This is a genomic window from Spirosoma fluminis, assembly GCF_054778895.1.
The window spans coordinates 59,093-85,665 of the sequence record NZ_BAAGZD010000045.1; the positions used below are offsets into that span (position 1 = coordinate 59,093).

Consider the following 26,573-nt stretch of genomic DNA (forward strand, 5'->3'; position numbering starts at 1 on the left):
CCTTCCGTGAAACAATGTTAAAGTAAATTCCTTCGTAAAGTGCAATTTGGCTAGTTTACGAACAACTGAATTGGTCGCTTAGGACGTAACGTAATTAAAGGTTGCGTTGCTATACGTTGATTTTTTATGGCTTGTATGTCGAACTCGCGGATGAACATAGCCAGCAGAATTTGCATTTCCATCAGCGCAAACTGATTGCCAATGCAAAGGCGTGGGCCACCGCCAAAGGGGAGGTAAGCGTACGAATGGCGGTCTTTGTCAGCACCAGCTGCAAAGCGGTCCGGATCGAAACGGTCGGGGTCTGGCCAGGTGGCCGGATCTCGGTGGAGTAGGTAAGGACATACCAGGGCCGTATCGCCTGCTGGTATTACGTACGGCCCAATGTGATCGTCGTTATGCGCCAGACGGCTCATAATCCAGGCGGGTGGGTAAAGTCGCAACGACTCCTGAATGACCTGCATAGTATACGTCAATGCCCGAAACCGCTCGGCCGGGGGAGCCGGGTCGTTGCCCAGGACACTGGTTACTTCTGCTTTCAGGCGGGCCAATATAGCTGGATTGTCAACGAGCAGCAGAAGGGTCCAGGCCATAGAAACAGCCGTGGTTTCGTGACCAGCGGCAAAGAGCGTTACGCATTCATCGCGCAGTTGCTGGTCCGACATGCGTTCGCCGGTCTCTTCGTCTTCGGCGTTCAGCAGCATATCCAAGAGATCGTCGTGCTGAGTAGGCTGGTTTTGCCGACGTTGACCAATTACGCCGTAAATAAACGAGTCGACTAAAGCCCCAGCTTTGCGAAAACGCTGATGGGCGGGCGTTGGCCAGCTCATCGGAACCCGAATTGGCGACAGCATCCGCTGGTTCGCGTAGTATTGTAATGTATCCAGTGCCGAGGATAAGCCGTCGAGTTTGCCGACCACGTCAGAGCCGAACAGTGTCTTGCAGACAATCCGCATCGTTACGTCCATAAAGGCCTGCGATACGTTGACGGGTTGCCGCCGGTCGTGCCGTTTTAACTCGGTAATCCAGTCGGCTGTCTCCTGCACCATTGTCTGCGCCAGGGCCGCTAACTTCTGCCGGTGAAAGGCGGGTTGCGCCAAACGCCGTTGCCGACGCCAGAAGTCGCCGTCGCTGGTCAGCAGACCGTTGCCCAGAAAGATTTTGAGTACGTTAAAGGCGGGTGAGCGGCCGTAGTTACGGTGATTCTCCTGCATTACGTGCTTGGCATCTTCCGGACGAAGCACTAAGTACTGATGCCGACCACCAATGCGAAGGTGCACCACGCGGTCGTACCGCTGCAGAATGCGCAAGATCGCTAACGGGTCACGCAAAAACGAAAGCGTATTCCCCAGAATAGGTAAGCCAGGATGAAGTGGAACCGGACGCGTGGCTGATGAAATCGTTTCCATAAAAAAGGTCGTTCTGACTAGCTCAGAACGACCTTAAAGTTAACGTACAAACCCGCCTGAAATGCGGAAAAATGACAACTTTTTATGAGTTGATAATTTCGCCACCATTTACGTGCATGACCTGCCCCGTTACGTACGATGCGTCTTCGGAAGCCAGAAACACGTAGGCAGGCGCTACTTCCGCCGGTTGGCCGGGCCGTTCCATCGGGGTATTCTTACCGAAACTGGCAATTTTCTCTTCGTCAAACGACGATACAATCAGGGGTGTCCAGATCGGACCCGGAGCGACGGCATTGACCCGAATGTTACGTTCAACCAGATGTTGCGAAAGCGATCGGGTAAAGGCCGTGATCGCGCCTTTAGTCGAGGAGTAGTCAAGCAAGGTTTCGCTGCCCCGGTACGACGTAATGGACGTTGTATTAATGATGCAGTCGTATTCAGCCATGTGCGGTAAAGCCGCTTTGGTGAGCCGGAACATGGCCAGAATATTCGTCTCGAACGTAGCCTGCATATCTTCGTCCTTTATGTCAGTCAACTCTTTCTGCGGAAACTGAACAGCCGCGTTGTTCACCAGGATATTGATCCGATTGAACGTACTAAGCACCTTGCCAACGGCCTCCCGAATAAACGACAATTTACGTAAATCACCCGGTATGAGCAGGCTACGACGCCCTTCTGCTTCAATGAGTTGCTTTGTCTTTTGCGCATCTTCTTCTTCACGAGGGTGGTATATAATAGCTACATCGGCCCCTTCACGGGCGAAATGCACCGCAACGGCCCGACCAATACCGCTGTCGCCACCGGTGATGAGCGCAATTTTTTCTTTGAGCTTGTCTGAGCCCTCATACCCATCGCGAATATAAATTGGTTGAGGGTTCATCTGTGCTTCAATTCCGGGTTGTGTCTCCTGCGTTTGCACCGGAATATCCATTTCCATCTGTTCGTCCATGACGTTGAATTTGTTAAGCCTTATGCCTTAGTAGTGCTAGGCGTGAGAACCCACTACTGAGAAATGAAGGTGTTAGATATGGTGTTAACCGTTTACGACGGTACCGCCGTTGGGGTGAATAATTTGTCCTGTTACGTAAGACGCATCCTGCGAGGCCAGATATACGTAAGCCGGTGCCACTTCGCTGGGCTGCCCAGGCCGTTTCATGGGCACATCTTTACCAAACATGGCCACTTCCGCTGCCGACACTGATGCCGGGTTGAGGGGTGTCCAGATTGGACCCGGAGCTACGCCATTTACCCGGATTTTCTTCTGCGCCAGATTACCGGCTAGGGCACGCGTAAACGCCATAATTGCCCCTTTTGTCGATGAATATTCGGGGAGATCAGCGCGGCCCTGATAGGCTGTCACCGACGTAGTGTTGATAATAGAGTCACCTTCATGCAGGTGTTTAAGCGCTGCCTTTGTCACTCGAAAGATGGAATAGATGTTTGTCTGGAAAGTGCTGACCAAGTCCTCATCCTGCATTTCTTCAAACTTCTTGTGCTGAAGCTGAAGAGCCGCATTGTTCACTAATATGTTGAGTTTACCAAATCGTTTCACCGTTTCTTCGACGACTCGCTCACAAAAGTCCAGTTGCTTCAGGTCGCCGGGGAGCAGCAATACCTGTCGACCTTCGGCTTCAACCAGTTCTTTGGTTTTTTGTGCATCTACCTCTTCGCGATCGGTATACACGATGGCGACATCGGCCCCCTCGCGGGCAAAGTGAACGGCCACGGCCTGGCCGATACCACTGTCGCCACCCGTAATGAGCGCGACTTTGTCTTTGAGTTTATTCGTTCCCCGATACGTATATCGAATTACCTTAGGCTGAGGAGTTAATTCAGCCTGTATCCCCGGCTGCACATCCTGGTGCTGGGGTGGAATCTGGGTTTCCATAACGTTGCTTTTGGTTGTACTTTTTAAGTAATAAGCCAAAAGCCGTGGCTGATGTTTCGAGAAACCTACTGAAATAGTAGTTTTTGCGTAACGGCAATTAATAGCTAATATAGTGGTTTAAAATACCTTGTTTATGAACATCAACGGAGATGCTAAAGCTACTCGAATCGTAACGACGAACCGCTACGACGCTATTGTCATTGGCTCGGGTATTAGCGGAGGCTGGGCAGCGAAAGAACTCTGTGAAAAAGGCTTACGGACGCTCGTTTTAGAGCGGGGACGTGACGTTCGCCACATTGTTGATTACCCGACTGCTACGCTAAACCCCTGGGATTTTCCCCACCGAAACCGAATGCCGGATGCATTCGATCAGGACAATCCGATTGCTACGAAGTGTTATGCGCTCGATGAAGCGACCCAGCAGTTTTTTGTCAAAGACGCCGAACATCCTTACGTGCAGGAGAAGCCTTTCGACTGGATTCGTGGGTATCAGGTAGGGGGAAAGTCGTTGATTTGGGCGCGCCAGACCCAGCGCTGGAGCCGCTTCGATTTTGAAGCAAACGCCCGCGATGGAGCGGCTGTCGATTGGCCGATCCGTTACGCAGATATTGCCCCCTGGTACAGTCACGTTGAAAAATTTGTGGGCATAAGTGGTAATAAAGATGGACTCGAAACTCTGCCCGATGGTGAGTTCTTAAAACCCTGGGAGCTGAATTGTGTAGAGAAGCATATTCAAAAACGGGTTGCTGAAAGCTACAAAGACCGGCACGTAATCATTGGGCGTTGCGCTCACCTGACCGAGCCCAAGCAGATTCATTACGATCAGGGGCGGGCGCAGTGTCAGGCGCGGCATCTGTGTTATAGAGGATGCCCTTACGGCGGTTATTTCAGCAGTAATTCGTCGACTATACCCTGGGCGGCAAAGACTGGCAAACTCACACTACGTCCTGATTCGGTTGTACACTCCATTATCTACGACGAGGCAAAAGGCAAAGCTACGGGCGTTCGCGTGATCGATACGCACACGAAGCAGATGACGGAGTACTACGCACGTATCATTTTTGTAAATGCAGCCTGCCTGAACACAAATCTGATCCTGCTCAACTCTACGTCAAGGCGCTTTCCGAAAGGCTTAGGCAACGATAGTGGCGTATTGGGTCATTACGTAGCGTTCCACAATTACCGGGGCAATATTGTTGCCGACTACGAGGGCTTTGAAGACGGGTATTACTACGGTCGTCGGCCAACTACCGCCTTCATGCCTAATTTCCGAAATGTTGATAAGCAGGAAACGGATTTCCAGCGTGGCTATATGGTGGCGTTCAGTGCGTCAAGGGGAGCTTGGCAACGCGGTGCCGGGCAGGAGGGGTTTGGAGCCGAGTTCAAAGATAAGCTGAGTGATCCCGGAGCCTGGCATGTGTTTATGATGATGCAGGCTGAAACGGTACCGCGTTATGAAAACCACGTTCGATTGAGCACCGATCAGAAAGATCCCTGGGGGATTCCGCAACTGGTAACGGCCATCGATTATACGGATAACGACGTAAAAGTGATGAAGGACTTCTTACAGCAAGGTGCCGAAATGCTGGAAAAGTCGGGTTGTAAAAACATCAATCCATACGACGATCACCGCAATCCAGGCCTGGATATTCACGAGATGGGTGGCGTTCGAATGGGTCGAGATCCGAAGACGTCATTACTAAACGCGCATAACCAACTCCACTCGGTGAAAAACGTATTTGTCACGGATGGAGCGGCTATGACATCGACCGGCAGTCAGAACCCATCCATTACGTTTATGGCCTTAACGGCCCGGGCGGCTAATTACGCGGTAGGAGAAATGAAAAAAGGACATTTGTAGCGTGACGGATACCGAACATAAAGTTAAGGCAAGCCTGTTCGCCTTATGCGAAAGCTACGTTGAGCAACGTATCAACACGGCCAAAGAAGCCATGGAAGCGGCTCAGGAATCGGCTAATACAGAAGAAAAAAGTAGTGCTGGCGACAAATACGAAACCGGTCGGGCGATGGCACAGCTCGAACGGGACCGGCACGCCCAATTATTGGCTGAAGCCATGAAGTTAGGGCAGGAACTCGGCCGAATAAACGTTGATAAAGTCTATGAGAGCGTTCAGCCAGGGAGTCTGGTCATCACAAACCGGGGCCAATTCTTCATTAGCATCAGCGCAGGTAAGCTTACACTGAACAACGTACTGTATTTCGCTATTTCGCCTGCTTCTCCTATTGGAACCGCTCTAACCGGCAAAAAAGCAGGCGATACCGTAACGTTTAACAATCTCTCTTACCAGATTGCGAAGGTGCTGTAACGTTTGCACTTGAGAAAAAAGGCTGACGCTAAGCTCTTCGACTAGTAATGAATAGCTCATACAAGCTTAAAATACCCGCTCTCCACCAATCCACGTCTGTTTCACCTGTGTCTGGCGTAACTGTGCGTTAGGAGTCGTCATAATATCCCGATCGAGTACGACAAAGTCCGCTTGTCTGCCCGGCGAAATGCTACCCCGAAGCTGATCTTCAAAATTGGCATAGGCTGCCCAGCGGGTCATCGCTAATAAAGCCGATTTACGGTCAACAGCGTTTTCCATCTGGTAGCCACCTGCCGGGAAGTTCTTCGCGTCCTGACGCGCCACAGCGGCATGGAAACCGAATAAAGGGTTCTCCGCTTCAACGGGGAAGTCGCTGCCGAACGTAATCAGCCCATTCTGTTTCATGAGGTCGTTGAACGCGTAAGCTCCTTTAACCCGAATTGATCCCAGTCGGTCAGTAGCCCAGTACATATCCGACGTAGCGTGCGTAGGCTGTACGGAGGGAATAATCGAATAGCGGCCAAACTTGTAAACGTCTTCCGGCGAAACGACCTGAGCGTGTTCAATCCGCCACCGGCGATCATTCTGTTTTTTCAGCAGGTTGCCGTACAGCGTCAACATCAGGTGGTTGGCTGAGTCGCCAATGCAGTGCGTATTAGCCTGAAAACCTGATGCGTACAGGAGTTTCGTTACGCGCTCTAGTTCGGCTGGGCTTAACAGCAGGAATCCACCGGTTTCGGGCCGGTCGCTATACGGCTTCCGCAAACAGGCTCCCCGCGAACCTAAGGCACCATCGGCATACAGCTTGAACGAGCGAACCGTTAGTCGGTCCGTCTGAAAAGGACCTCGTTTCAAAAAGTAATTCAGGTTCGGCTCACCCAGGCTAACCATGGCGTAATCGCGAATTTTGAGCTTACCTACCTTTTGCAGACTGTCGATCAGGTTGATCTCGTCGGGACTGATGCCTGCGTCGGAAACCGTAGTTAATCCCAGCTTAACGCAGGTGGCCTGGGCGGCCAGCAGCATACGGGCTTTGTCGGCGTTATCAGGTCGGGGCAGCACTCGCTGAATAAGTTGCATGGCGTTATCTACCAATACGCCTGTGGGTTCACCGTTCGCGAGCACAATTTCGCCACCAGACAGTTTCGAACCCGCCGTAATTTGAGCCAGACGTAGTGCTTTTGAGTTAACTAAGAGGGCATGACCATCGACTCGGATTAAGGCAACGGGTACGTTTGGAAAAGCCGCATCGAGCTTTTCTTTGGTTGGAAAAGTCTTCTCCGGCCAGTCGTTCTGATCCCATCCGCGACCGGTGAGCCAGAGCTCCTGCGGATTTTTCTGATAAAATGCTTTTAACCGTTCAATTACCTCATCATACGATTCCGCACCAACCAGATTGGCTTGAGACAAAACCTGCCCCAGTCCCAGGAAATGCGCGTGAGGATCGTAGAAGCCGGGATAAACAGGCTGCCCGTTGAGGTCTGCAGTGCTGTCGGCGTCGTATTGTTGCGCGAGTTCTTTGGCAGAACCAACAGCTAAGAATTTACCGTCTTTTACAACGAACGCTTCCGCCGTCGAAAAGCTTGAGTCGGCGGTGTAGATATGGGCGTTGGTGACAAGTAGATCGGCTTTTTTCTTGAATGAACAGCTCGATAATAGAGCAACAAACGCCAGTGCTGGCAATGGCAAACGATTCATAGTTGATGATTGGGCCAAGCGCAAATTACGCGAAAATTAATAAGCTCTTCGGCTAATCGTAGATTCTTGTAATTTTGGCTTTTAATCTTGTTGTTAATATTAAGTCAATGAAGCTCTACGGCTGGATTTTACTTGTTTCCTTACCCTCTACGGTTTTTGCTCAACAACCCCAAAATGCCATCCAACGTGCTCAGCAGCGAACCTTCACGGTTGCTACCATCCCACAGCCGGGAGAACTGCTCACTTTTCAACAAGCGATTGCCCAGGCGGTTGAAAAGAACTACCAGGTTCAGATTTATCGGCAGCAGGAACAGATTGCCCGCAATAATTACACAAAGGGCAACGCCGGATACCTGCCTTCCCTGACTGGTAACCTTAGCTCAACCGGTGGACTTCAGAATTTTCGGCAGACGTATCTGGATGGACTCCGGCCTCCGCAGGAAGCGCGTGGCGTTTTCAACCGGACCAGTAACCTAGGTTTCAATATAAACTATACCGTATTCAATGGCTATGCCCGAAGTGCGCTGTACACACAGCTAAGGCAGTTACTACAAATCAGTAGCGTTACTACCCGAGCGAATGTAGAAGCAACCATTGCCAGCGTTGCCACCAGTTATTATGATGTCGTTCGGCAGCTTCAGCGGTTAATTGCCTTTAGCCAGGCCCTTGATATTTCACGTGAACGACTCGAACTGGCTCGCGCCAATTACGAAGTAGGTACTCGCTCCAAAGTTGATTTCCTGAGTGCTCAGGTAGATTATAATACCGACAGTGCCGCTTTGCTATCGCAGGAGCAAGCCTTACGAAATGCAAAAATTTTGTTGAATACGCAGTTGATACGTGACCCACAAGCAGAATTCTCCGTTCGGGATACCATCGTTGCCCGAACAGACCTTCAGTTAGCCACTTTACAGGAATCATTGACGACAAACAACCCTTTGTTAACTACGGCGGTTCTTAACCGAACATTGGCGGACATTAACCTGCGTCTGGCAAATGCTCAGCAACTGCCTGTATTGACCGCACAAACCGGCTATAACTATCAGTTGGTTGATAATCAGGGCGGGTTTGGTATACGTACGGGCCGTACTGGCGCGTTGACCTATAACCTGCAAGCTACGATTCCCATATTCAACGGATTCAACCTGAAGCGTCAAATTCAGAACGCCCGTGTTAATACGTTGATTGCTCAGAGTCAGGAGAGTGACCAGCGGTTGCAGCTTCAATCGGCATTAGCTCAGACGTACCAGACCTATCGCAATAGCCTGTCGCTGCTAAACCTGGAGGTCCAGAATAATCAGTTGGCTAATCAGAACGTCGATATTGCCTACGACCGCTACCGAATCGGTAATTCAACATTTGTCGAGTTCAGAGACGTACAGCGTAATGCGATAAATGCGCAGACTCGTTTGATTGAAGCCGAGTTTAATGCCAAAGCCGCCGAAATCGAACTGTTGCGGTTAAGCAGTACCATCACCCAGGAACTGGCGCAGTAGAGTTAAGGCCCGTTCGTTGAACAGTCTGTCCGTTAAGCGGTTATCCTGCTAAGTTTACAAGGCAGGTACTGACCATCAACGATCGATTATGCCCTATACGAACAAAGAGTACCCGGATTCGTTGAAAAACTTTATGGCACCGGTTCGCAACAAAGCCATTGCCATCGCGAACGCACTGCTGGCTGAGGGTAGCGACGATCAGAAAGCGCTGGCTATTGCTACGGCGAAAGCCGAAGAGTGGGCGCTGAAACGAAGCATTAAAGTGCGAAAGGACAACGCACCTGAGAATAAGAAGTAAGGGGGAAGCCTGGCAATCCAGGCTTCTTTTTTATTGATTCACTTCACTACGTAAACGATGAAACAGCCGATTGAGCCCTTCGATTGGGAGCGCGTGCTAACGAATGAGCTTCCCTGGACCTATTTAGGTGAGGTGGCGTTTCGTACGCTGGTGATGTTCCTGGTCATATTGATGGCCTTAAAGATTTCGGGCAAACGCCAGATCAAGCAATTATCTGTGTTCGAACTGGTTCTTGTCATTGGATTAGGTTCAGCCGCTGGCGATCCAATGTTTTATGAAGACGTACCGCTGCTTTCTGTCATGGTCGTGTTTATAGTAATGATGGTTTGCTACAAACTCATTACCAAGCTTTCTGACTCCAATCGAGTCGTCCGGGAATTTTTAGAGGGTAAACCCGTATACGTAGTGGAGAACGGTTGTATTCTGATTAATAACTTTGAGCGGGAGGACCTGACGCAGGAAGAACTTTTTATTGAACTTCGGTTAGCGGGAATAAAACAATTAGGCGAAGTACAGACCGCTATTCTTGAGCCAACCGGCGAAGTAAGCGTATTTCCGTACCCCAAAAATGATGTAAAAGCCGGTTTGCCGATCATGCCGAAGGCTTTGCGAAAGGCCAGTGAACTAATTGCCGAGACCGGGATATACGCCTGTATAACCTGCGGTAATATTCAAACGTTTGCCGTAAGCAGCCAGCCTGTTTGCCCTAACTGCCAACATAATCAGTGGATCAAGGCTACGCATTAAGCGACTGCTTTTTTAGCCGCAGGGCTTTTTACTACCGTTTTGACCTGATCCTTCAGAAATTTTAAGAGCAGTTTTTCAACACCGTCGAGGCCGTGGGGACTCGTTTGCCGAAAGCGATTTTTATGTTCAATATACGGGTTTAGATCGCGGCACTCGTAGGCTTCCAGAATTTGCGGGTGAACGTAATGTTTGCGGCAAACCGTGCGTGTATTGCCCAGTTGATGCGAGACTTCATCCAGTACCGTATTCACGTTTTTCTTCAGTTCTTTTTCAGTTTCGCAAGGTTCCAGTTCTACCAGAAGCCGAAGCGCGTTTACGGTTCCGGCCCACGTGCGGAAATCTTTGGCCGAAAAGTCGCTCCCCATTGTTTCGTGCAAATAGTCGTTGACCATGCCGGAGTCGATCGAGTGTCGGTCGCCGTTTTCGTCGAAATATTGAAACAGCTCTTTACCGGGTATGTCGCGACACGCTTTGACCAGACGGGACAAGCGCCGGTCGTGCAACGTAATGTCGTGATAAATGCCTTTTTTGCCTTTAAAGCTGAATCGAACCTCGCTACCTTCCAGCTTTACGTGCCGATCTTTCAGCGTGGTTAAGCCGTAAGAACCGTACTCTTTCTCATAAGCTGCATTACCTACGCGAATCAGCGTTTGCTCCATTACGCTCAACGCAACGGCAATAACTTTCTCGCGGGTGAGGTCGCGTTGTTTTAAGTCTTTATCCAAACGGGCCCGTAAGAGCGGCAGCGCTTCCCCAAAAGCCACCATCCGAAAAAACTTAGTTTCACTACGTATCGCGTTCCAGTTGGCGTGGTAGCGGTATTGCTTCCGGTTTTTGGTATCAATACCGGTTGCCTGCAGGTGTCCATTGGCCTTGGGGCTAATCCAGACGTTCTCCCAGGCTGGTGGCAACGCCATACTGCGAATACGAGCTAATGCTTCTTCGTCATCGACTTCATCGCCACCGGAGGTGAGGTAAACAAACCGGTCGCCGTTGCGCTGACGGGTAATGCCAGGCATTGTATCGCTCACGTAAAGAAGTTTGGCCGCTTTGGCCGTTTTTTTCGGGTCCTGAGCCAGTTCTAAAAGATCCAACGCTATTAAGTTTATAATTGCAGTACGGGTATAGTGATCGTTCAGGCCACTAACACCTGTCAAACTATAAACTACCGCTAAAGTTATCGCTTAGCGTTCGGCTGCCTTTCCGAAAAACCACAGCGCCAGCGCATTAGCGTAATGAAAGAAATCGGTGGGATGAATAATACCATCGAACGCATCCGCTTTTGTAGCCAGGCCCATCATCATAGCAGCCAGTACCACCCACAAGCCACGTTTGTTACGTTGCAGCAGCGAGAAAACGGCCAGCAGCATTAAGGCCAGGATGCCCAGCGACGGCACAATCGGCGTAAACACGCGTACGTCGGGTAGAAGCAAGCCGATGAACAGGAAGAGACCAAATAAGACCGCAGCGACGAAGGTGAGCAGGGTAAGCGTACGGCGATTAAGGAGGGCATAGACGGCCGTTACCACGCAAACGACACCCAAGGTATCCGACAACACAATCATCGAGCTATGCAGCTGCTTCAGCCCATCATTGCCAGCGTACAGGACCACGCCAATCAGGGCCGCCAGCGAGGTTGTTAAGAGAAAGAAACCCCAGAGTAACCGGTTGAACAGGGAAATGCGGCCGAAGAAGTGCCAAAACACGCCAAAGCCCGCTCCGGCTAAGATTGAACCCGAGAGAATGTGCGAAAAAATCATCACGTAATTTACGAAGTTTCGGCTACTTTTGCCCAACTTTTATGAGATGAAAAGAGGAAGGAAAAAGGTAAAGACCAAATTAATAGTAGTCAGTCTTTACTGTTTATTCTGTCAGGCTAGCTTCTCCTTAACTGCATCGCCAACGATTTACAAACCGTCATGAGTGTTTTAGTTAACAAAGACTCCAGAGTTATCGTCCAGGGCTTTACCGGCTCGGAAGGCAGTTTTCACGCCCAGCAAATGATTGAATATGGGACTAACGTAGTTGGGGGCGTAACGCCGGGTAAAGGCGGGCAAACTCACCTCAACCGGCCCGTGTTCAATACCGTTCAGCAGGCGGTAAACGAGGCTGGGGCCGACGTATCGATCATTTTTGTGCCGCCTGCTTTCGCGGCTGATGCCATTATGGAAGCGGCCGATGCGGGTATAAAGGTCATCATCTGCATTACCGAAGGCATTCCGACCGAAGATATGGTAGCCGTGAAAAACTACCTGACCGATAAAGAAGTGCGGTTAATCGGACCAAACTGCCCGGGCGTTATGACGGCCGAAGAATGTAAGGTTGGCATCATGCCGGGCTTTATTTTCAAAAAAGGTACGGTCGGTATCGTTTCTAAATCCGGTACGTTAACCTATGAAGCGGTTGATCAGCTGACCAAAGCCGGGCTGGGCCAATCTACGGCTATTGGCATCGGGGGCGACCCAATTATTGGGACTACAACCAAGCAAGCGGTTGAACTGCTCATGAACGACCCCGAAACCGAAGCGATCGTAATGATTGGTGAAATCGGTGGTGGTATGGAAGCCGAAGCCGCACGCTGGATCAAAGCCGACGGCAATCGCAAGCCCGTTGTTGGATTCATCGCTGGTCAGACAGCTCCCAAAGGTCGTCGGATGGGCCATGCTGGTGCTATTGTCGGTGGAGCTGACGACACGGCCGCGGCAAAAATGGCCATCATGCGGGAGTGCGGCATTCACGTCGTTGAATCACCTGCCTTAATTGGCGACACCATGCTGAAAGCACTGGGCAAATAAAGAAGCGAATCGGAACGCCGAATCGGAATGGAAGAGCGAATGAGCGAACGAGTTAAGGTGAAGAGGAGACGTATACTGGCTATCTGTATTATAACGCTCTTTCACTCGTTCGCCCTTTCGCTCTTTACATTTGGTCAGCCCCGTACGAGCGGCATTGGCCCAAACGGAAGATTTTATCCGATCCATAATTTCCGGGAAGATTTTCAGGTATACGACGAACGCACGAAAGCGTACGTACCGTATATCCTGGAACAACATGCCGACGAAACGGCACTTAGCGTTTACGTTGACCTGGAGAGTAACCGTCACTATAATTTGCTGATTTCTACGCAGCAGGACGGCTACCTCTTCATAAATGCTGCCCTGAAACGTAAACTGCGGGCCAATCAATGGCAGGTGCTCAGTATTGACAGCCTATACCGGGTCTACCGGCAGCCCGAAGTATTTCTGACGCTCTATGGAGCCCCTGGGCTGGCGGATAAGCAGTTGTTTATCGGCTACCCGAAATCGGCCACCCAGAAACCGGTTATTCTACGCGACGACAACCTGAGTGTACGTCCCCGCCCACAAGCCGTTTACGAAAACTTTCTGAATATCGGGCTGTTATTCCTGCTGGCCGCGCATGCTTTTTTGTACACAGCTTATCCACGAGCTTTTCAACGATTCTACAGCCTTCGGGATCTTCTGTCACTACGTGCTCAGGAAGAGTCATTTTTGATCAACCGGCCTTTAAGCATCACGAACATCTGGTTCATGTTGAATTTAAGCTTTGTAGTTGCTTACCTGATCATTTTCGTTCAAAGCCGAAATCTTGAGGTTTTCGAATCCCGGACCTTATTGCTGCGGGAGCAGCAATTTGGGTGGTTGATCGGCGAATTCCTGGTACTGACGGGGTTAGCCTTTTTAAGCTTAATGGGGAAATACCTTGCGCTGGAAGTACTGGGCGGGCTTTATAAGTTGCAGAGTATCATCAACGTCCATTATTTCAAGATCCTGCAGTCATCGTTGTTATTCTTTTCGGGCTCAACGGTTGTACTAGCCGTTATTTCGTACAATACAGCGGCAACGTCCTGGCCGGAGGGCGCGTTGTTTTTGCCCATGATCGCTTTTTACATTGCGCGTTTAGCCTTACTTTACTTTGTCATACGCACGATGGAGCCTATCAAAAATCTTTATTTATTTTCGTACCTTTGTATCGTTGAATTGATTCCACTCATCATTGGTTTGCGCTTCGCACTATGATGAATGAGTTTTCAGTAAAAGTGAGCGATGAACAGTTGGCAGTTGCGTCGCTGAGGCACTAAAAACTGATAACTGACTGTCGAAACGAGTAGAGATTCAATGAACGAGACCAGCATGCAATCCACCGAAGACCGGCTCACGAAAGTTAACCGGCTGTTAGTAACCCAATCCCGCCCCGCCGACGAAAAATCTCCTTACTTTGATTTAGTTAGCAAGTACAACCTCCATATTGATTTTCGGCCGTTTATTCAGATTCAGGGCGAATCGTTTAAAGATTTTCGGCGTCAGAAAATCAATATTCTGGCGCACACCGCCATTATCTTCACCAGTCGGAACGCGATTGATCATTTCTTCCGGATTTGTCAGGAAGGCCGGATCGAAGTACCTGCCGATATGAAATACTTCTGTATTTCGGAGCAGACAGCTAACTACCTTCAGAAGTACATCGTGATTCGGAAACGGAAGATTTTCAACGGTACAAAAACCGCTACGGAGCTGTTTGATCTGATCAAAAAGCATAAGAACGAGAAATTCCTGTTTCCGTGTTCCAATATCCGCCGGAACGATATTCCGGAGTTTATGGATACCAGCAGCCTGCATTTTACGGAAGCCGTGATGTACGATACCGTACCAACGGATCTGTCGGATCTGGATATTCATAGCTACGACATTATTGCCTTTTTCAGTCCCTCGGGCGTAAGCTCTCTGCTGAGCAATTTCCCGGACTATAAGCAAAATGGAACCCGGATGGCTGCCTTTGGTCCTACAACGGCCAAAGCGATTACCGATGCCGGTTTGCTGCTTGATATTGAAGCTCCTTTGCCTAATGCTCCCTCCATGACCGGAGCGCTGGACTTATACATCAAAAAGGTCAACAATCAGTAAAAGGTGGTGTTATACAAACGTCGAATGCCGGAGATTGAGATCACTAGCTCATTTCCGGCATTCAGCCTTTATTTCGGTTCAATAATTTGCCTCGAAAGGCGTTTAGTTGTAAAGGTAATTCGTGTATACTGAACGTTGCTGTAAAGGAAGACTTTAGCTGTTCAACATTTCACTTTGGTTGTATGATTCGCACATTTTACGTTCTTGCTTTGTTGATACTACTTGGGGTTAGTCAGACTGCCAGGGCACAACAAGATCCGCAGTTCAGCATGTATATGTACAATCCGCTTTACTACAATCCGGCAGCCGCAGGCTCGGAGGGCGTATCGCGACTGCAGATTACGCAACGAACGCAGTACCTGGGCTACCAGACAGTCGGCAACAATGATCCGGGTGGTGCTCAGAGTTCCCAATTGTTGTCGTTTAATATGCCGTTGGCTAAGATCAGGGGAGGAATCGGTATTTACGCACTGAACGATAAATTCGGACCTACCATCAATCAGGCCGTGCAAATCGCGTATGCATATCGGATGACACTGAAAAGTGGTACGTTGGCATTGGGCATACAGGCTGGGTTGTTCAACCGGGGCATTGACTTTGGCCAGCTGCGCCCCGGAGAGCCGGGCGATCCGCTGATTCCAACCGGCCGGATCAGTCAGTTCAAGCCCGATTTGTCGGCTGGGGTGTATTACAACACGACCGATTACTGGGTTGGCTTAAGTATGACTCACCTTAATCGCGCTACGTACAATTTCATTACCGACCGATCAATTGAACCTTCCAACAGCAAGGCGTATCTGACAGCTGGCTATCGATTAGGAATAGGATACGACATCGACGTACAGCCTTCGATACTGATTCAATACAGCACCGTTGAAGGTCTCAAAGGATCAGCCGCTACGTTAAATCTGGTCGCTACGTACGACAACCGTATATGGGGCGGGGTAGGGTATCGGCTGAAAGATGCAGTGATGGCAACCGCGGGTATCAACCTGATGCGTAACAACGCATTACGTGTCGGCTATTCGCTGGATATCACGGCTGGGGGAGCACAGGTAAAAAGTCCGACTTCGCACGAGATTTTGCTGGCATACGCCTTTCCCGCACCCGATGCCCGCAAGAAGCCAATTGTACGTACTCCGCGGTTTCGGTATTAATAGAATAGAAAGTTGTACGGTTTCACGATGCTATAGGGCTTAGCCAACATTTTGGCAACATTCTTGTTAGGCAGTTTGCATTCAACGTTTTATTTTTGTTGAATTGGCTATTGTGGCAACCTAATCCGTTACATGAAGTAGAATAGTTTGAGGTGAAGCGTGAACAGAAAATAAATCTGAACCCTACAGCCTTACATACAATAACCAAACAGATTTTCGTTTTTAGTCTGGTCTCGCACAAGAAGAAGGTAAAATAGCCTACAAAGATGAAGTATAACTGGTTTACAATCAATGCAACCCGGATGGTGATGGTCGCAGCAGTGTTCCTGCTAATGCAAGGTTGCGGATTCGTTAAGTCAAAATTTGGTGGTAAGGGTGGAAGAGGGGGCGATGTAGGCGTCACGAACGGGGAAATCACAGCAACCGGTCGCAAAGGCTACAAGCAAACTACACCCTACGGCATGGTGCTGGTTCCATCCGGTTCGTTTATTATGGGTCAGGCTGACGAAGACGTAGCTGCGACGCAAATCAACATGAACCGTCAGGTAACCATCAGCTCATTCTACATGGATGATGCTGAGATCTCGAACCACGAGTACCGCCAATACGTCAATGCACTGCTGGCTGACTCCGTATCGACCCTGGGTGAAGAGGAAATCATGTCGAAGTTTTATCCCGACACGACGGTGTGGAAAAACGACTTCACCTACCACAACGGGGACCCAATGTTAGAATACTACTTTGCCCATCCAGCGTTTGATACGTATCCGGTTGTAGGCGTAAGCTGGAAAGCTGCGCAGCACTTCAGCCAATGGCGTACAAATATGTATAACGATTACCGCACGAAGGAAGGGCAATTTAATTCGCCACGGTTCCGGCTTCCATCAGAAGCGGAGTGGGAGTGGGCGGCCCGCGGTGGTAAGCAGGGAGCCAAGTACCCCTGGGGTAACCCATACGTAGCGAATGGTAAAGGCTGTTATCTGGCAAACTTTAAACCACAGCGGGGTAATTTTGATGCAGATGGATATCCCTATACGGCTCCGGCGACTGCATACAGCCCCAATGATTATGGCCTTTATAACATGGCTGGTAACGTAGCCGAGTGGTGCCGTGATGCTTACGCCGATAACTCCAACGCCATTGTTTGGGATATGAACCCTGATAACCAGAATGCTGATGAGCCTCGGAAAGTTGTGCGGGGCGGTTCCTGGAAAGACATTGCGTACTATTTGGAAACGGGTACACGCTATTACGAATACGAAGACCAGAAACGCTCGTTCATCGGTTTTCGATGCGTAATGGATAACCTCGAAGGACGTACGGCGTCGGCGCGGGGTGGTCGAGTAGGGGGGAGCAGTAAGCCCAAAAGCAGCAAAAAAGCGTCAAAAGATAAAGTTTAGCACACAATAGAATATTGAGTACATAACGTTAATCGTTACAGTAAAGAAACCCGCACACAGTCAGTTCTAATAAACAATAATCGCTCGTCATGGCAGCAGCAAAGTCAGTAAATTTCTTCTGGGATCGTTTAGTACCAACCATTTATAGTGCCGGTGCCGCCGTTGTTGTCTTAGGGGCAATGGCTAAAATTCAACATATTACCTCACTTAGCTGGCTACTAACTGTGGGTCTGATTATTGAAGCCGTAATTTTTGCACTTTACGCAATGCAAAGCTTCCTTTTCCCCGCTACGTCGGGTGATGGCTACGCCTGGGAGCGGGTTTATCCGGAGCTAGCCGACGATTTCAGAGGGGAAGCGCGTAAGCCGGTTGCACAGCCTAACGGCCTTACCGCCAACATGGATCAGATGTTGGCACAGGCAAAAGTAACGCCTGACGTATTCGAGAAATTAGGAACGGGTTTCCGCAGCCTGAACGACACCGTTTCGAAACTGACGGATCTTACTGATGCAACGGTGGCTACGAATGACTACGCACGCAACGTGAAAACAGCGTCGCAGTCATTGTCAGAAATGAATAAGTCATACAATACAGCTATTACAGCGGTTAGCTCGATGGCCGATGCTACGAATGACACGAAAGAACTTCGTGATCAGACGCAGAAAGTAACGAAAAATATGGGTGCCCTGAATGCGGTTTACGAACTGGAGCTACAGGACACTAACAAGCATCTGAAAGCGATGAACGCTTTTTACGGTAGCTTGACTTCTGCTATGGAAAATATGACGGATGCGAGCCGTGATACGCAGCAGTTCAAAAATGAACTGGCTAAACTAACAGGCAATCTGGCGTCGCTCAACAACGTATACGGCAGCATGCTGACCGCAATGCGCGGCAATTAAAAAAGTTATAAGGTTAGGTGGTTACAGAGTTTCAAAAACTTGATAACTCTGTAACTGTATAACTGTACGACTTTGTAACTCTCCAACTTTTTTTCATTACTACCATACATAAATGGCAGGCGCAAAAGAGACACCCCGTCAGAAGATGATCGGGATGATGTATCTGGTTTTGACCGCGTTGCTGGCTTTACAAGTCACCTCGGCGATTCTGGAGAAATTTGTATTATTAAATAATAGCCTTGAGCAGTCTACTATGTCGGCTAGCCGGGTCAACCAGTCTACCGTTGATAACATTCGGGCTACCGTTGAAAAATCAGGTAACCGTGCGGCTGATCTCGCGATTGTGAAGCAGGCCGATGACGTTCGTAAAATGACGGGTGATGTGATCGGACAGATCGACGCGTTGAAGGAACGGATCATCAGCGAAGCGGGCGGAGGAACCGACGAGGCTGGAAATATTAAGAATCTGAGTGAGGAAGAGAAAGTTGCTCAAATCATGGTTGGCGGTAACCATAATGGTGAAGCGTACAAACTGAAAAAGCAGCTTGATGATTACTTAGAGAGCTTAGGTAAGTATAGTACTGCTAAATATACTTCGTTGGCGCTGAATGGTAAAGACGATCCTATTTCGAGCCGTTCGCCGGAGCAGCGTCTTAAAGATTTTGGTGAATTGAACTTTGCGCAAACACCGGTTCCTGCCGCTTTAGCTGTATTGACCCAGCGTCAGACAGACGTACGTCGGATTGAGGGTGAAGTCTTGAATGTACTGGCTAGCAAAGTAGGCGCACAGGATGTTAAATTCGATAAGATTCTGGCGATGTTGAGCATGGAATCTAAAGTGGTTGTTGCGGGTACGAAGTTTAAAGGTCAGATGTTTTTGGCTGCATCTTCGTCAGGTATCCAGCCGCGTATGAGCTTGAATGGCGGTCCGGTACGTATGCAGGACGGACAAGGTATTGTTGAGTTTACAGCTCAGGGTGGAGCATATGACAAGAATGGTTTAGCACGTCGAGTTTTATCGGGAGCTATCTCGTACCAGACGGCCGCCGGTACGAAAACAGTGCCTTTACAGGCTGAATACTTTGTCGCGAAGCCTTCGTATCAGATTGAAACCGGTACGATGCCCCCGCTGTATTTGGGTTGTGCTAACAAACTGAGCATTCAAAGTCCACAGTTAGGGGCTTTGTGGAGTCCAAACTTTTCGGCTGATGGAGCGCAGGTTATTCCGTCTGGCGAGAAGGGTAAGATTACAGTAGTTCCAAGCTCAGCTCAGGTGAGTCTGAATATTAGCAATAGTGGTAGTTTGTTAGGAACCGAGCGTTTCCGAGTAAACAAGGTGCCTCGTCCTACGTTAGAATACTTAATTGGGGGACAACGAATTACTGACCCTAGAGGTTTGCCAGTATCATCGGCACGTAGCGTTCGAGTATCTGCTGTAGCGGATGAAAGTTTCCGTAACTATTCTCCTGATGATGCTAATTTCCGGGTGACTGGCGTTACAGTTTCATTAGGACGTGGAACGCGTCGTGTCGGAAGCCCCATAAGCCTTGGACCCAACGGTGGTTCAATCGGCTCCTTAGCCTCCGAAGCTCAGCCTGGCGACCGATTGGTGATTGAAGTTGATGGTGTACAGCGTCGGAACTTCCAAGGTAATATCAGTGATGTTCCCATGGGTAAGCCCATTACTTCGGTTAACTTGTATTAAGTGCACGAATTAAGAACTTACGTCGTTACTAAGTTGCAGTAAGCACAAACTAGGTCAGCAAATGAAACAAGTAAGAACGATGGCAGTAGCTGCTACTCTGTTAGCAGTAGCCAGTAGTGGAGCGATAGCACAGGAGAAAGCGAGCACTGGCACCAATGATCTGTCAGTTCGTGCTATCAATGAGAACGACATCATGATGAAGAAAACCCTTTGGCGTCGGATCGACCTAAGGGAGAAACAGAATCAGTCGATGTTCTCAAAAAACAACGAAATCTCTAAGTATTTGATCGAAGCCGCTAAAGCGGGTTTGATTGATGCTTACGCGAATGATTCGGTAGCGACAAAACTAAATCCGCAAAAATTCCAGGAACGGTTGCTAGTGCCCAACTCTGCTCCTCAACTGTCTGCCGAAGAAATTGCGGCTGGTTTTGGAAATGAAGCCGCAGGAAGCACCTCATCAGATGGTTGGGGGAATCCAACCAAGCCAGATCCTAAAAAGCCTGCTGCAAAGAAGCCGGCTGATGATGGCTGGGGAGCGCCTAAAGCGGCTGCTACACAACCCGCTGATGATGGCTGGGGAGCACCTGCTAAAAAGAAAACAACGGCTAAAAACGCTAAGGGCAAAAAAGGCGCGAAAGCTCCTGTTATCGAACAGCCTAAAGTAGATACTACGGCTCAGGTTGCTTCGACTGTTCCGGCCGGAGATGAATACTTTGCGAAGGAATTCAACGTAATGGAGATCAAGGAAGACTGGATCTTCGACCGGAAACGTTCGCGGTTGTATTACGATATTCAAACGGTAACGATTTATCTACCATCGGACAAGAACGCAGCAGGTCTGGAAGTACCGCTCGCCACGTTCAAGTACAAGGACTTAGACAAACTGTTCCGGAGCGATCCGAAAAAGTTTATCTGGTATAACCCACAGAACCAGGCTCAGCACAAAAATCTGGCTGATGCGTTTGATCTACGGTTGTTTTACGGTCGCATCACGAAAGTGGCAAATCCAAACGATACCGATTTGATTGGTATGTACGGCGATCGCGAAGGCTTGCTGAAGTCGTATCAAACGGAATACGAACTGATGGAAACCGAACACAGCCTGTGGGAGTATTAAGCCATCTATTTATAACAGAAAAGGAGCCTGATGGCTCCTTTTCTGTTTCTAGAGAAAACTAATGTCACGTTACACTTATTGCTCAATTGTTTCAAAGTAAATTTTGAGCTTATTAGCTCGATCTTTACCCACGACTTCGGCTACCTCATCAAATGACGCTTCTCTGATTTTTTTGACGCCTTTGAAGTGTTTCAACAGTTTTGCGGCCGTTTTCTTTCCTATGCCTTCTACGTTTTCCAACTCGCTGATCAGGCTATTACGGCTCCGTTTGTCGCGATGGTACGTAATGGCAAAGCGGTGAGCTTCGTCCCGAATACGCTGAATCAATTTCAGCGATTCCGACTTCTTATCGATGTATAAGGGTAAGTTATCTTCAGGAAAGTAAATTTCTTCGAGTCGTTTGGCGATACCGATAATGGGCACTTTTCCGTATAGGTCCAATGCCTTTAGAGCATCACAGGCAGCGCTAAGTTGTCCTTTGCCACCATCAATCACAATCAGGTCCGGTAGGCCTGTTTCTTCTTCCAGCACGCGCGTATAACGGCGCGTAACGACTTCGTGCATACTGGCGAAATCGTTGGGGCCGATAACCGTCTTTATAGAGAAGTGCCGATATTCTTTATTGGCCGGCTTACCACCTATAAAGCAGACCATTGCCGAAACTGGATTTGTGCCCTGAATATTTGAGTTATCGAAACACTCGATTCGGTTTGGAACTGTTTTAAGCTGCAGATCCTGCTTCAGCCGAAGCAGAACCCGATCTTTCTTGCTGGCGTTAGCGGTCGCTTCGGCAGTGGCACGCTCCTGGCGTTCACGTCGAAAATACAGTACGTTCTTGAGCGACATGTCCAGCAGCTTTTTCTTATCGCCAATTTGCGGAACGGTCACCTCGGCGTTCAGGTCAACATCGAGCGTTATGTTCGAGATGATTTCCTTCGCCTGACTACCGTACTGTTCGCGGAATTCGATGATCATCATCGCGAGCAGGTCGGGGTCAGTTTCATCTAATTTCTTTTTAACCTCAACGGTATGCGTTTGAACAATCGTGCCATTGACAACCTTCATGAAGTTGATGTAGGCGCAGGATTCATCGGAAGCAATCGTGAACACATCTGCATCGGCGATTTTCGGATTTACTACAGTCGACTTGCTTTGAAAACGCTGTAGTACATCCAGTTTCTCTTTGTGTTGCTGGGCCTGTTCGAACGCCAGATCGCCAGCCGCCTGGACCATCCGGTTCTTAAAATACTCTTGCGCTGGTTTTAAATTGCCCTTCAGGATGTGATGAACCTGCTCAATATCTTTATCGTAATCCGCTTCGGCCTGTTTGCCTTCGCAGGGGCCTTTGCAATTACCGATATGGTATTCCAGACACACCTTATACTTACCAGCTTCGATATTTTCCGGGGCAAGATTATAGTTACAGGTGCGGATAGTAAACAGCTGGCTGAACATATCGAGCACCGTATACATTGGCTTTAGATTCGCAAATGGGCCGTAGAAGGTACCCAATTTGCGATCAATTCGCCGGGTTGTGATTACACGGGGAAAATGCTCATTGGTGACACAAACGAATGGATACGTTTTGTCATCCCGCAGAAGAATATTGAACTTGGGCTGGTAGCGCTTGATCAGCTGATTTTCCAGCAACAGCGCATCGAACTCCGTGTTAACAATCGTAAACTCAATCTTACGGATCTGACTGACCAGACGTAACGTTTTACGATCGTGTTGTTTCGAGTTGGTAAAATAGCTGCTAACGCGATTCTTTAAATCTTTCGCCTTTCCTACGTAAATTACTTCACCCGACGCATCAAAATAGCGATATACCCCCGGTTCATGAGGGACTTTAGCTAACTCCTTTCTGTAATCAAATTCGGGCATAGTGTCGACGGTTGATCACCTCATTTCTTGTCGGCGCTGAGGTATGAAAGAAACAAGCGACATACGTTAAAGGTTGCCTGCCGTACGTCACTGTAAGCAGTAAGTACCGCTTCGTTAAGCCGTTCAGGGCGATTCAGCACAGAAAATGCAGCGGTAAGCCCCAGCGAGTCGATCTCTTCTGGCGTCAGTTCAAGCGTACCGCATAAAGCCACTACTGGGACGCCCGCTGCAGCTGAACGATCCGTAACGCCTTTCAACAGCTTACCCTGTAACGTCTGCTGATCGAGCTTACCTTCGCCCGTTAAGATAAGATCAGCATGGGCTGCCCTTTGGTCGAAGCAAACCGCTTCTAATACTACGTCGACGCCAGGTCGAAGGGCTGCGTTCAGGAAAAATAAAGCGCCAGCGCCTAATCCGCCCGCGGCACCCGATCCCGGAATCGTTGCTACGTCGACCCCGAACTGCTCATTGATTACATGGGCAAATTGCTGAAGCCCTGAATCCAGTTCTTCAACCATCTCCGGCGTTGCCCCTTTTTGAGGACCATATACATAAGCGGCTCCACTAGGGCCGAATAAAGGAGCCGTTACGTCGCAGGCTACTGATGCAGAGAAAGGCTGTTGGGCAGGGGAGGCCGGAGGAAGAATCTGACGAATTTTTGATAACGACGCTCCGTTCGGAGGTAATTCAAACCCGTTTTCAGCTAAAAACCTCCATCCGAGGGCGGCCGCCATACCAATACCGGCGTCGGTTGTAGCACTGCCGCCAATGCCCAGCACTATATGTTCAACACCAATCGCCAAGGCATGGCGAATGAGCTGGCCCGTTCCATACGTACTGGTCAGCAGCGGATTTCGTTCGGTTGCTTCAAGAAGTTGCAGGCCAGAGGCTAAGGCCATTTCAATAAAAGCCGTTTTGCCATCAGCCGATATGCCAAAACCTGCTTCGATTGATCGGCCAATCGGATCGTTGACCATGACCGTATGCCAGCTTCCGTCAGTAGCCTTCGTCAGAATTTCGGCGGTTCCTTCACCGCCGTCGGCTAAGGGAACCAGAGCGACTTCGGCGCTTGCATCGGCGAGCCGAACGCCTTCTTCCATTGCCTGAGCTACCGCCTGAGCCGTGAGCGAACCACGAAATTTATCGGGAGCAAGCAGGATGCGCATAGCTGGCGTGTTGATGTCGAGCTAATGAGTGAATCGGCAGGCATACGTATCTATTGCAGTATTTCCTCTTCATCTTCCGCAACAACCTTAGGCGGAATGTACCGTTGTGAGGAATCGATGTGGTAACCACCGCAATCGATCTTGAAATTATTGGGCTTCCGGAATGGCTCCGGCCGGTATTGGGTTAGCGTCGGGTCTTTATATACTTTTTGCATATACATAGCCCAGGCTGGCATGGCTAAACGGCCACCTTGCCCTAACTCGATGGTACGGAAGTGAATCGGCCGGTCGTCGCCACCTACCCATAAGCCTGATACCAGATGCTGAGTCATGCCCATGAACCAGGCATCCGAATAATTAGAGGTTGTTCCGGTCTTAGCCGCGATTTCATTCCCACCTTCCATGAGTTTGTATTGCGTCCGCAAACGCTGTGCCGTACCATTCGGTTCTTCTACGGCTCCCCGCATCAGGTGCAGCATTTCGTAGGCTCGGTTTGCACTAATCACCTGATTCGCATCCGGCGTAAAGACCTTCAGTACGTTACCATTCTTATCGGTAATACGTAGAATCATCATGGGACGTACCCGGATGCCGCCATTGGCAAACGCGCAGTAAGCCGCCACCATCTCGTACACGGAAACATCGCCGGTACCCAGGCATAGCGTTGGATTTTCCGGGAGATCTTTGCTTTCGATACCCATCTCGTGGGCGTATTTAATGACGGCTGCCGCCCGCGTTTTTTTGATAAGCTGCGCACTGACGGTATTGATCGACTGCCCCAATGCTTCACGTAACGATAAACTACGACCGCTATAGCGGCCTGTCGAGTTCTTGGGCATCCAGGGCGGTCCTCCGTTGTTGTCTTCGCCATGCGCAAATACAGTGGGGCGATCGACCAGATGACTACAGGGTGTTACAAATCCCTGATCCATGGCAGTTAGGTACACAAACGGCTTGAAGGTTGATCCTGGCTGGCGTCGGCTCTGGCGGACGTGGTCGAACTTCATGTGCTTGAAACTAACGCCACCTACCCAGGCTTTCACATGCCCATACCGAGGGTCCATTGACATGAATCCTGTGTTGAGCAGGCGTTTATAATACTTGATCGAGTCCAGCGGACTCATGGTTGTATCTTTCTCATTGCGTCGACCGCCATACACGAAAACTTTCATTTTGGTAGGCTTCCGCATTTCCTGCCAGATCGTCTTTACGTCGTCGCCGTAAGCCGCCTTCAGCTGTTTGTAGCGAGTGGTTCGACGCGCCACTGTTTCGATAAAGCCGGGAATTTCGACGTATTTTTTCGAGCGTGAGTCTTTTTGTACCCAGGGATTCCGACCGCGCCAGTGTTCATAAAACTTTTTCTGCTGATCGCGCATATTAGTCATCACGGCCTCTTCGGCGTAGGCCTGCATACGCGAATCAATAGTTGTATAAATCTTTAATCCACTCGTGTACAGGTCTAACTCAGCTCCTGGGTTCTCTTCGTTATAAGCTTTAATCCAGCGTTTGATGTCGCCACTGATAACCGACCGGAAATAAGCAGCCATTCCCGTGTTCTGGTTCTCGACGCTGAAGTCAAGCTTCAGCGGCTTAAGCTTGTAGGTGTAATACTGTTCGTCGGTCAGGAATTTGTATTTCCGCATCTGGCTCAGGACTACGTTCCGACGCTCCCGGGTGCGGTTTTCGAATAGGCGGGGGTTATACAAGGTGGGGTTTTTAAGCAAACCCACCAGCATAGCTGCTTCTTCGACATTCAGATTCCACGGCTCTTTCCCAAAATACGTCTTTGCCGCCGTTTTAATGCCATACGTATTGTTACCGAAAGAAACCGTGTTGAGGTACATCATCATGACCTCTTGTTTGGTGTAATTCCGTTCCAGGCGGACGGCCAGAATCCACTCTTTGGTCTTGGCGATGATGAGACCGATAATGGGTATGTTTCCCAAAACGCCACGCAGTTCTTCCTGCCGGGTATCGAACAGGTTTTTGGCGGTCTGTTGAGTCAGCGTACTGCCACCACCCGAACTCGATGCGTCGCGGAACGTAACAAAGCCGCTTACCGCCCGGAAAAGCGAGCGTGGATCAATACCAGAGTGCTTGGCGAAGCGGGCATCTTCGGTGGCTAACAGGGCCGAAATAACATTCGGCGATACCTGCGAGATTTCAATCGGAGTACGGTTTTCGACGTAGTATTTCCCCAGGAGCTGATTGTCGGCGGTGTACACTTCCGATGCTTCTTCACTCTTCGGATTTTCGAGTGCTTTCAAACTAGGCATCCCACCGAAAAGCCACAGGAAATTGTAACTGACAGCCAGAATATACAGTATCAATAAAATAACACCTAACAGGGAGTACCGCCAGAGCCTTCGAATAGTAGTCCGGTAGGTACCGGGAGCGAGTTGAAGCATTCTATAGATTTACGTTTTTCCGTCGCAAGTTTTACAGGTCCGATACGGATAG

General features: G+C 49.4%; 22 protein-coding genes. 13 read left to right on the top strand and 9 right to left on the bottom strand.

Annotation, left to right across the window (positions count from 1 at the left end):
- Positions 1-50: 50 nt before the first annotated feature.
- The 3 genes from ACYVBJ_RS27410 to ACYVBJ_RS27420 form a co-directional block, all read right to left on the bottom strand.
- Positions 51-1,406 (bottom strand): cytochrome P450, encoded by a 1,356-nt coding sequence (locus ACYVBJ_RS27410; protein ID WP_460985485.1) that lies wholly within the window; start codon positions 1,404-1,406, stop codon positions 51-53.
- 82 nt (positions 1,407-1,488) lie between these two features.
- Entirely contained in the window at positions 1,489-2,355 is an 867-nt protein-coding gene (locus ACYVBJ_RS27415; protein WP_460985486.1) for an SDR family oxidoreductase, read from the bottom strand.
- 84 nt (positions 2,356-2,439) lie between these two features.
- Positions 2,440-3,294, bottom strand: coding sequence for an SDR family oxidoreductase (locus ACYVBJ_RS27420; RefSeq protein ID WP_460985487.1), 855 nt, complete (start codon positions 3,292-3,294; stop codon positions 2,440-2,442).
- A 133-nt stretch (positions 3,295-3,427) separates the two neighbouring features.
- Here ACYVBJ_RS27420 and ACYVBJ_RS27425 point away from each other — a divergent pair, with 133 nt between their 5' ends.
- Both ACYVBJ_RS27425 and ACYVBJ_RS27430 read left to right on the top strand, forming a co-directional pair.
- Positions 3,428-5,155 (top strand): GMC oxidoreductase, encoded by a 1,728-nt coding sequence (locus ACYVBJ_RS27425; RefSeq protein ID WP_460985488.1) that lies wholly within the window; start codon positions 3,428-3,430, stop codon positions 5,153-5,155.
- 1 nt (position 5,156) lies between these two features.
- On the top strand, positions 5,157-5,621 hold the full coding sequence (locus ACYVBJ_RS27430) for a GreA/GreB family elongation factor (protein WP_460985489.1): 465 nt from the start codon (positions 5,157-5,159) through the stop codon (positions 5,619-5,621).
- Between the two features lie 66 nt (positions 5,622-5,687).
- On the opposite strand, the gene ACYVBJ_RS27435 is transcribed toward ACYVBJ_RS27430, so the two are convergent.
- On the bottom strand, positions 5,688-7,319 hold the full coding sequence (locus tag ACYVBJ_RS27435; RefSeq protein WP_460985490.1) for an amidohydrolase: 1,632 nt from the start codon (positions 7,317-7,319) through the stop codon (positions 5,688-5,690).
- Positions 7,320-7,426: 107 nt separating this feature from the next.
- On the opposite strand from ACYVBJ_RS27435, the gene ACYVBJ_RS27440 reads away from it, so the two are divergent.
- The 3 genes from ACYVBJ_RS27440 (at position 7,427) to ACYVBJ_RS27450 (ending at position 9,860) form a co-directional block, all read left to right on the top strand.
- On the top strand, positions 7,427-8,815 hold the full coding sequence (locus tag ACYVBJ_RS27440; protein ID WP_460985491.1) for a TolC family protein: 1,389 nt from the start codon (positions 7,427-7,429) through the stop codon (positions 8,813-8,815).
- Between the two features lie 88 nt (positions 8,816-8,903).
- A complete protein-coding gene (locus ACYVBJ_RS27445) occupies positions 8,904-9,113 on the top strand; it encodes a DUF2188 domain-containing protein (protein WP_460976364.1) in 210 nt (69 codons plus the stop codon).
- A gap of 57 nt (positions 9,114-9,170) precedes the next feature.
- A complete protein-coding gene (locus ACYVBJ_RS27450) occupies positions 9,171-9,860 on the top strand; it encodes a DUF421 domain-containing protein (RefSeq protein WP_460985492.1) in 690 nt (229 codons plus the stop codon).
- Here the strand turns inward: ACYVBJ_RS27450 and ACYVBJ_RS27455 are convergent.
- Both ACYVBJ_RS27455 and ACYVBJ_RS27460 read right to left on the bottom strand, forming a co-directional pair.
- Positions 9,857-10,954, bottom strand: coding sequence for a DNA topoisomerase IB (locus ACYVBJ_RS27455; RefSeq protein WP_460985493.1), 1,098 nt, complete (start codon positions 10,952-10,954; stop codon positions 9,857-9,859). The genes ACYVBJ_RS27450 and ACYVBJ_RS27455 overlap by 4 nt on opposite strands.
- 90 nt (positions 10,955-11,044) lie before the next feature.
- Entirely contained in the window at positions 11,045-11,620 is a 576-nt protein-coding gene (locus ACYVBJ_RS27460) for a DUF6962 family protein (RefSeq protein ID WP_460985494.1), read from the bottom strand.
- A 159-nt stretch (positions 11,621-11,779) separates the two neighbouring features.
- Between ACYVBJ_RS27460 and sucD the strand changes: the two genes are divergently transcribed.
- The 8 genes from sucD (at position 11,780) to ACYVBJ_RS27500 (ending at position 21,063) form a co-directional block, all read left to right on the top strand.
- Entirely contained in the window at positions 11,780-12,655 is an 876-nt protein-coding gene (sucD, locus tag ACYVBJ_RS27465) for a succinate--CoA ligase subunit alpha (protein WP_460985495.1), read from the top strand.
- Positions 12,656-12,682: 27 nt separating this feature from the next.
- A complete protein-coding gene (locus tag ACYVBJ_RS27470) occupies positions 12,683-13,897 on the top strand; it encodes a DUF4271 domain-containing protein (RefSeq protein WP_460985496.1) in 1,215 nt (404 codons plus the stop codon).
- Between the two features lie 99 nt (positions 13,898-13,996).
- Positions 13,997-14,782, top strand: a complete 786-nt coding sequence (locus ACYVBJ_RS27475) for a uroporphyrinogen-III synthase (RefSeq protein ID WP_460985497.1) — start codon at positions 13,997-13,999, stop codon at positions 14,780-14,782.
- 182 nt (positions 14,783-14,964) lie between these two features.
- Positions 14,965-15,939, top strand: a complete 975-nt coding sequence (locus ACYVBJ_RS27480; protein ID WP_460985498.1) for a PorP/SprF family type IX secretion system membrane protein — start codon at positions 14,965-14,967, stop codon at positions 15,937-15,939.
- A 266-nt stretch (positions 15,940-16,205) separates the two neighbouring features.
- The gene (gene porK / locus ACYVBJ_RS27485; protein WP_460985499.1) at positions 16,206-17,339 is read left to right on the top strand and encodes a T9SS ring complex lipoprotein PorK/GldK; all 1,134 of its coding nucleotides are present in this window, start codon (positions 16,206-16,208) and stop codon (positions 17,337-17,339) included.
- Positions 17,340-17,428: 89 nt separating this feature from the next.
- On the top strand, positions 17,429-18,241 hold the full coding sequence (gene porL / locus ACYVBJ_RS27490; protein WP_460985500.1) for a type IX secretion system motor protein PorL/GldL: 813 nt from the start codon (positions 17,429-17,431) through the stop codon (positions 18,239-18,241).
- Positions 18,242-18,353: 112 nt separating this feature from the next.
- Complete coding sequence (porM, locus tag ACYVBJ_RS27495; RefSeq protein ID WP_460985501.1) at positions 18,354-19,946, top strand: type IX secretion system motor protein PorM/GldM; 1,593 nt, start codon at positions 18,354-18,356, stop codon at positions 19,944-19,946.
- 61 nt (positions 19,947-20,007) lie between these two features.
- Entirely contained in the window at positions 20,008-21,063 is a 1,056-nt protein-coding gene (locus ACYVBJ_RS27500; protein WP_460985502.1) for a gliding motility protein GldN, read from the top strand.
- Between the two features lie 75 nt (positions 21,064-21,138).
- On the opposite strand, the gene uvrC is transcribed toward ACYVBJ_RS27500, so the two are convergent.
- Genes uvrC through ACYVBJ_RS27515 form a run of 3 tightly spaced genes read right to left on the bottom strand, consistent with a single transcriptional unit; the run spans position 21,139 to position 26,521 of the window.
- On the bottom strand, positions 21,139-22,947 hold the full coding sequence (gene uvrC / locus ACYVBJ_RS27505; protein WP_460985503.1) for an excinuclease ABC subunit UvrC: 1,809 nt from the start codon (positions 22,945-22,947) through the stop codon (positions 21,139-21,141).
- Between the two features lie 20 nt (positions 22,948-22,967).
- On the bottom strand, positions 22,968-24,113 hold the full coding sequence (locus ACYVBJ_RS27510; RefSeq protein ID WP_460985504.1) for a glycerate kinase: 1,146 nt from the start codon (positions 24,111-24,113) through the stop codon (positions 22,968-22,970).
- A gap of 50 nt (positions 24,114-24,163) precedes the next feature.
- Positions 24,164-26,521: a penicillin-binding protein 1A gene (locus ACYVBJ_RS27515; RefSeq protein ID WP_460985505.1), complete on the bottom strand. Its 2,358-nt coding sequence runs from the start codon at positions 26,519-26,521 to the stop codon at positions 24,164-24,166.
- Between the last annotated feature and the right edge of the window lie 52 nt (positions 26,522-26,573).

What these genes read in the sequence shown, in the direction of transcription:
- porK (WP_460985499.1), top strand. Translation starts at nt 16,206, where the DNA reads ATGAAGTATAACTGGTTTACAATCAATGCAACCCGGATGGTGATGGTC.
- ACYVBJ_RS27475 (WP_460985497.1), top strand. Translation starts at nt 13,997, where the DNA reads ATGAACGAGACCAGCATGCAATCCACCGAAGACCGGCTCACGAAAGTT.
- ACYVBJ_RS27415 (WP_460985486.1), bottom strand. Translation starts at nt 2,355, where the DNA reads ATGGACGAACAGATGGAAATGGATATTCCGGTGCAAACGCAGGAGACA.
- uvrC (WP_460985503.1), bottom strand. Translation starts at nt 22,947, where the DNA reads ATGCCCGAATTTGATTACAGAAAGGAGTTAGCTAAAGTCCCTCATGAA.
- ACYVBJ_RS27515 (WP_460985505.1), bottom strand. Translation starts at nt 26,521, where the DNA reads ATGCTTCAACTCGCTCCCGGTACCTACCGGACTACTATTCGAAGGCTC.
- ACYVBJ_RS27480 (WP_460985498.1), top strand. Translation starts at nt 14,965, where the DNA reads ATGATTCGCACATTTTACGTTCTTGCTTTGTTGATACTACTTGGGGTT.
- ACYVBJ_RS27500 (WP_460985502.1), top strand. Translation starts at nt 20,008, where the DNA reads ATGAAACAAGTAAGAACGATGGCAGTAGCTGCTACTCTGTTAGCAGTA.
- ACYVBJ_RS27450 (WP_460985492.1), top strand. Translation starts at nt 9,171, where the DNA reads ATGAAACAGCCGATTGAGCCCTTCGATTGGGAGCGCGTGCTAACGAAT.
- porM (WP_460985501.1), top strand. Translation starts at nt 18,354, where the DNA reads ATGGCAGGCGCAAAAGAGACACCCCGTCAGAAGATGATCGGGATGATG.
- ACYVBJ_RS27440 (WP_460985491.1), top strand. Translation starts at nt 7,427, where the DNA reads ATGAAGCTCTACGGCTGGATTTTACTTGTTTCCTTACCCTCTACGGTT.
- ACYVBJ_RS27435 (WP_460985490.1), bottom strand. Translation starts at nt 7,319, where the DNA reads ATGAATCGTTTGCCATTGCCAGCACTGGCGTTTGTTGCTCTATTATCG.
- ACYVBJ_RS27460 (WP_460985494.1), bottom strand. Translation starts at nt 11,620, where the DNA reads ATGATTTTTTCGCACATTCTCTCGGGTTCAATCTTAGCCGGAGCGGGC.
- ACYVBJ_RS27510 (WP_460985504.1), bottom strand. Translation starts at nt 24,113, where the DNA reads ATGCGCATCCTGCTTGCTCCCGATAAATTTCGTGGTTCGCTCACGGCT.
- porL (WP_460985500.1), top strand. Translation starts at nt 17,429, where the DNA reads ATGGCAGCAGCAAAGTCAGTAAATTTCTTCTGGGATCGTTTAGTACCA.
- sucD (WP_460985495.1), top strand. Translation starts at nt 11,780, where the DNA reads ATGAGTGTTTTAGTTAACAAAGACTCCAGAGTTATCGTCCAGGGCTTT.
- ACYVBJ_RS27445 (WP_460976364.1), top strand. Translation starts at nt 8,904, where the DNA reads ATGCCCTATACGAACAAAGAGTACCCGGATTCGTTGAAAAACTTTATG.
- ACYVBJ_RS27410 (WP_460985485.1), bottom strand. Translation starts at nt 1,406, where the DNA reads ATGGAAACGATTTCATCAGCCACGCGTCCGGTTCCACTTCATCCTGGC.
- ACYVBJ_RS27425 (WP_460985488.1), top strand. Translation starts at nt 3,428, where the DNA reads ATGAACATCAACGGAGATGCTAAAGCTACTCGAATCGTAACGACGAAC.
- ACYVBJ_RS27470 (WP_460985496.1), top strand. Translation starts at nt 12,683, where the DNA reads ATGGAAGAGCGAATGAGCGAACGAGTTAAGGTGAAGAGGAGACGTATA.
- ACYVBJ_RS27420 (WP_460985487.1), bottom strand. Translation starts at nt 3,294, where the DNA reads ATGGAAACCCAGATTCCACCCCAGCACCAGGATGTGCAGCCGGGGATA.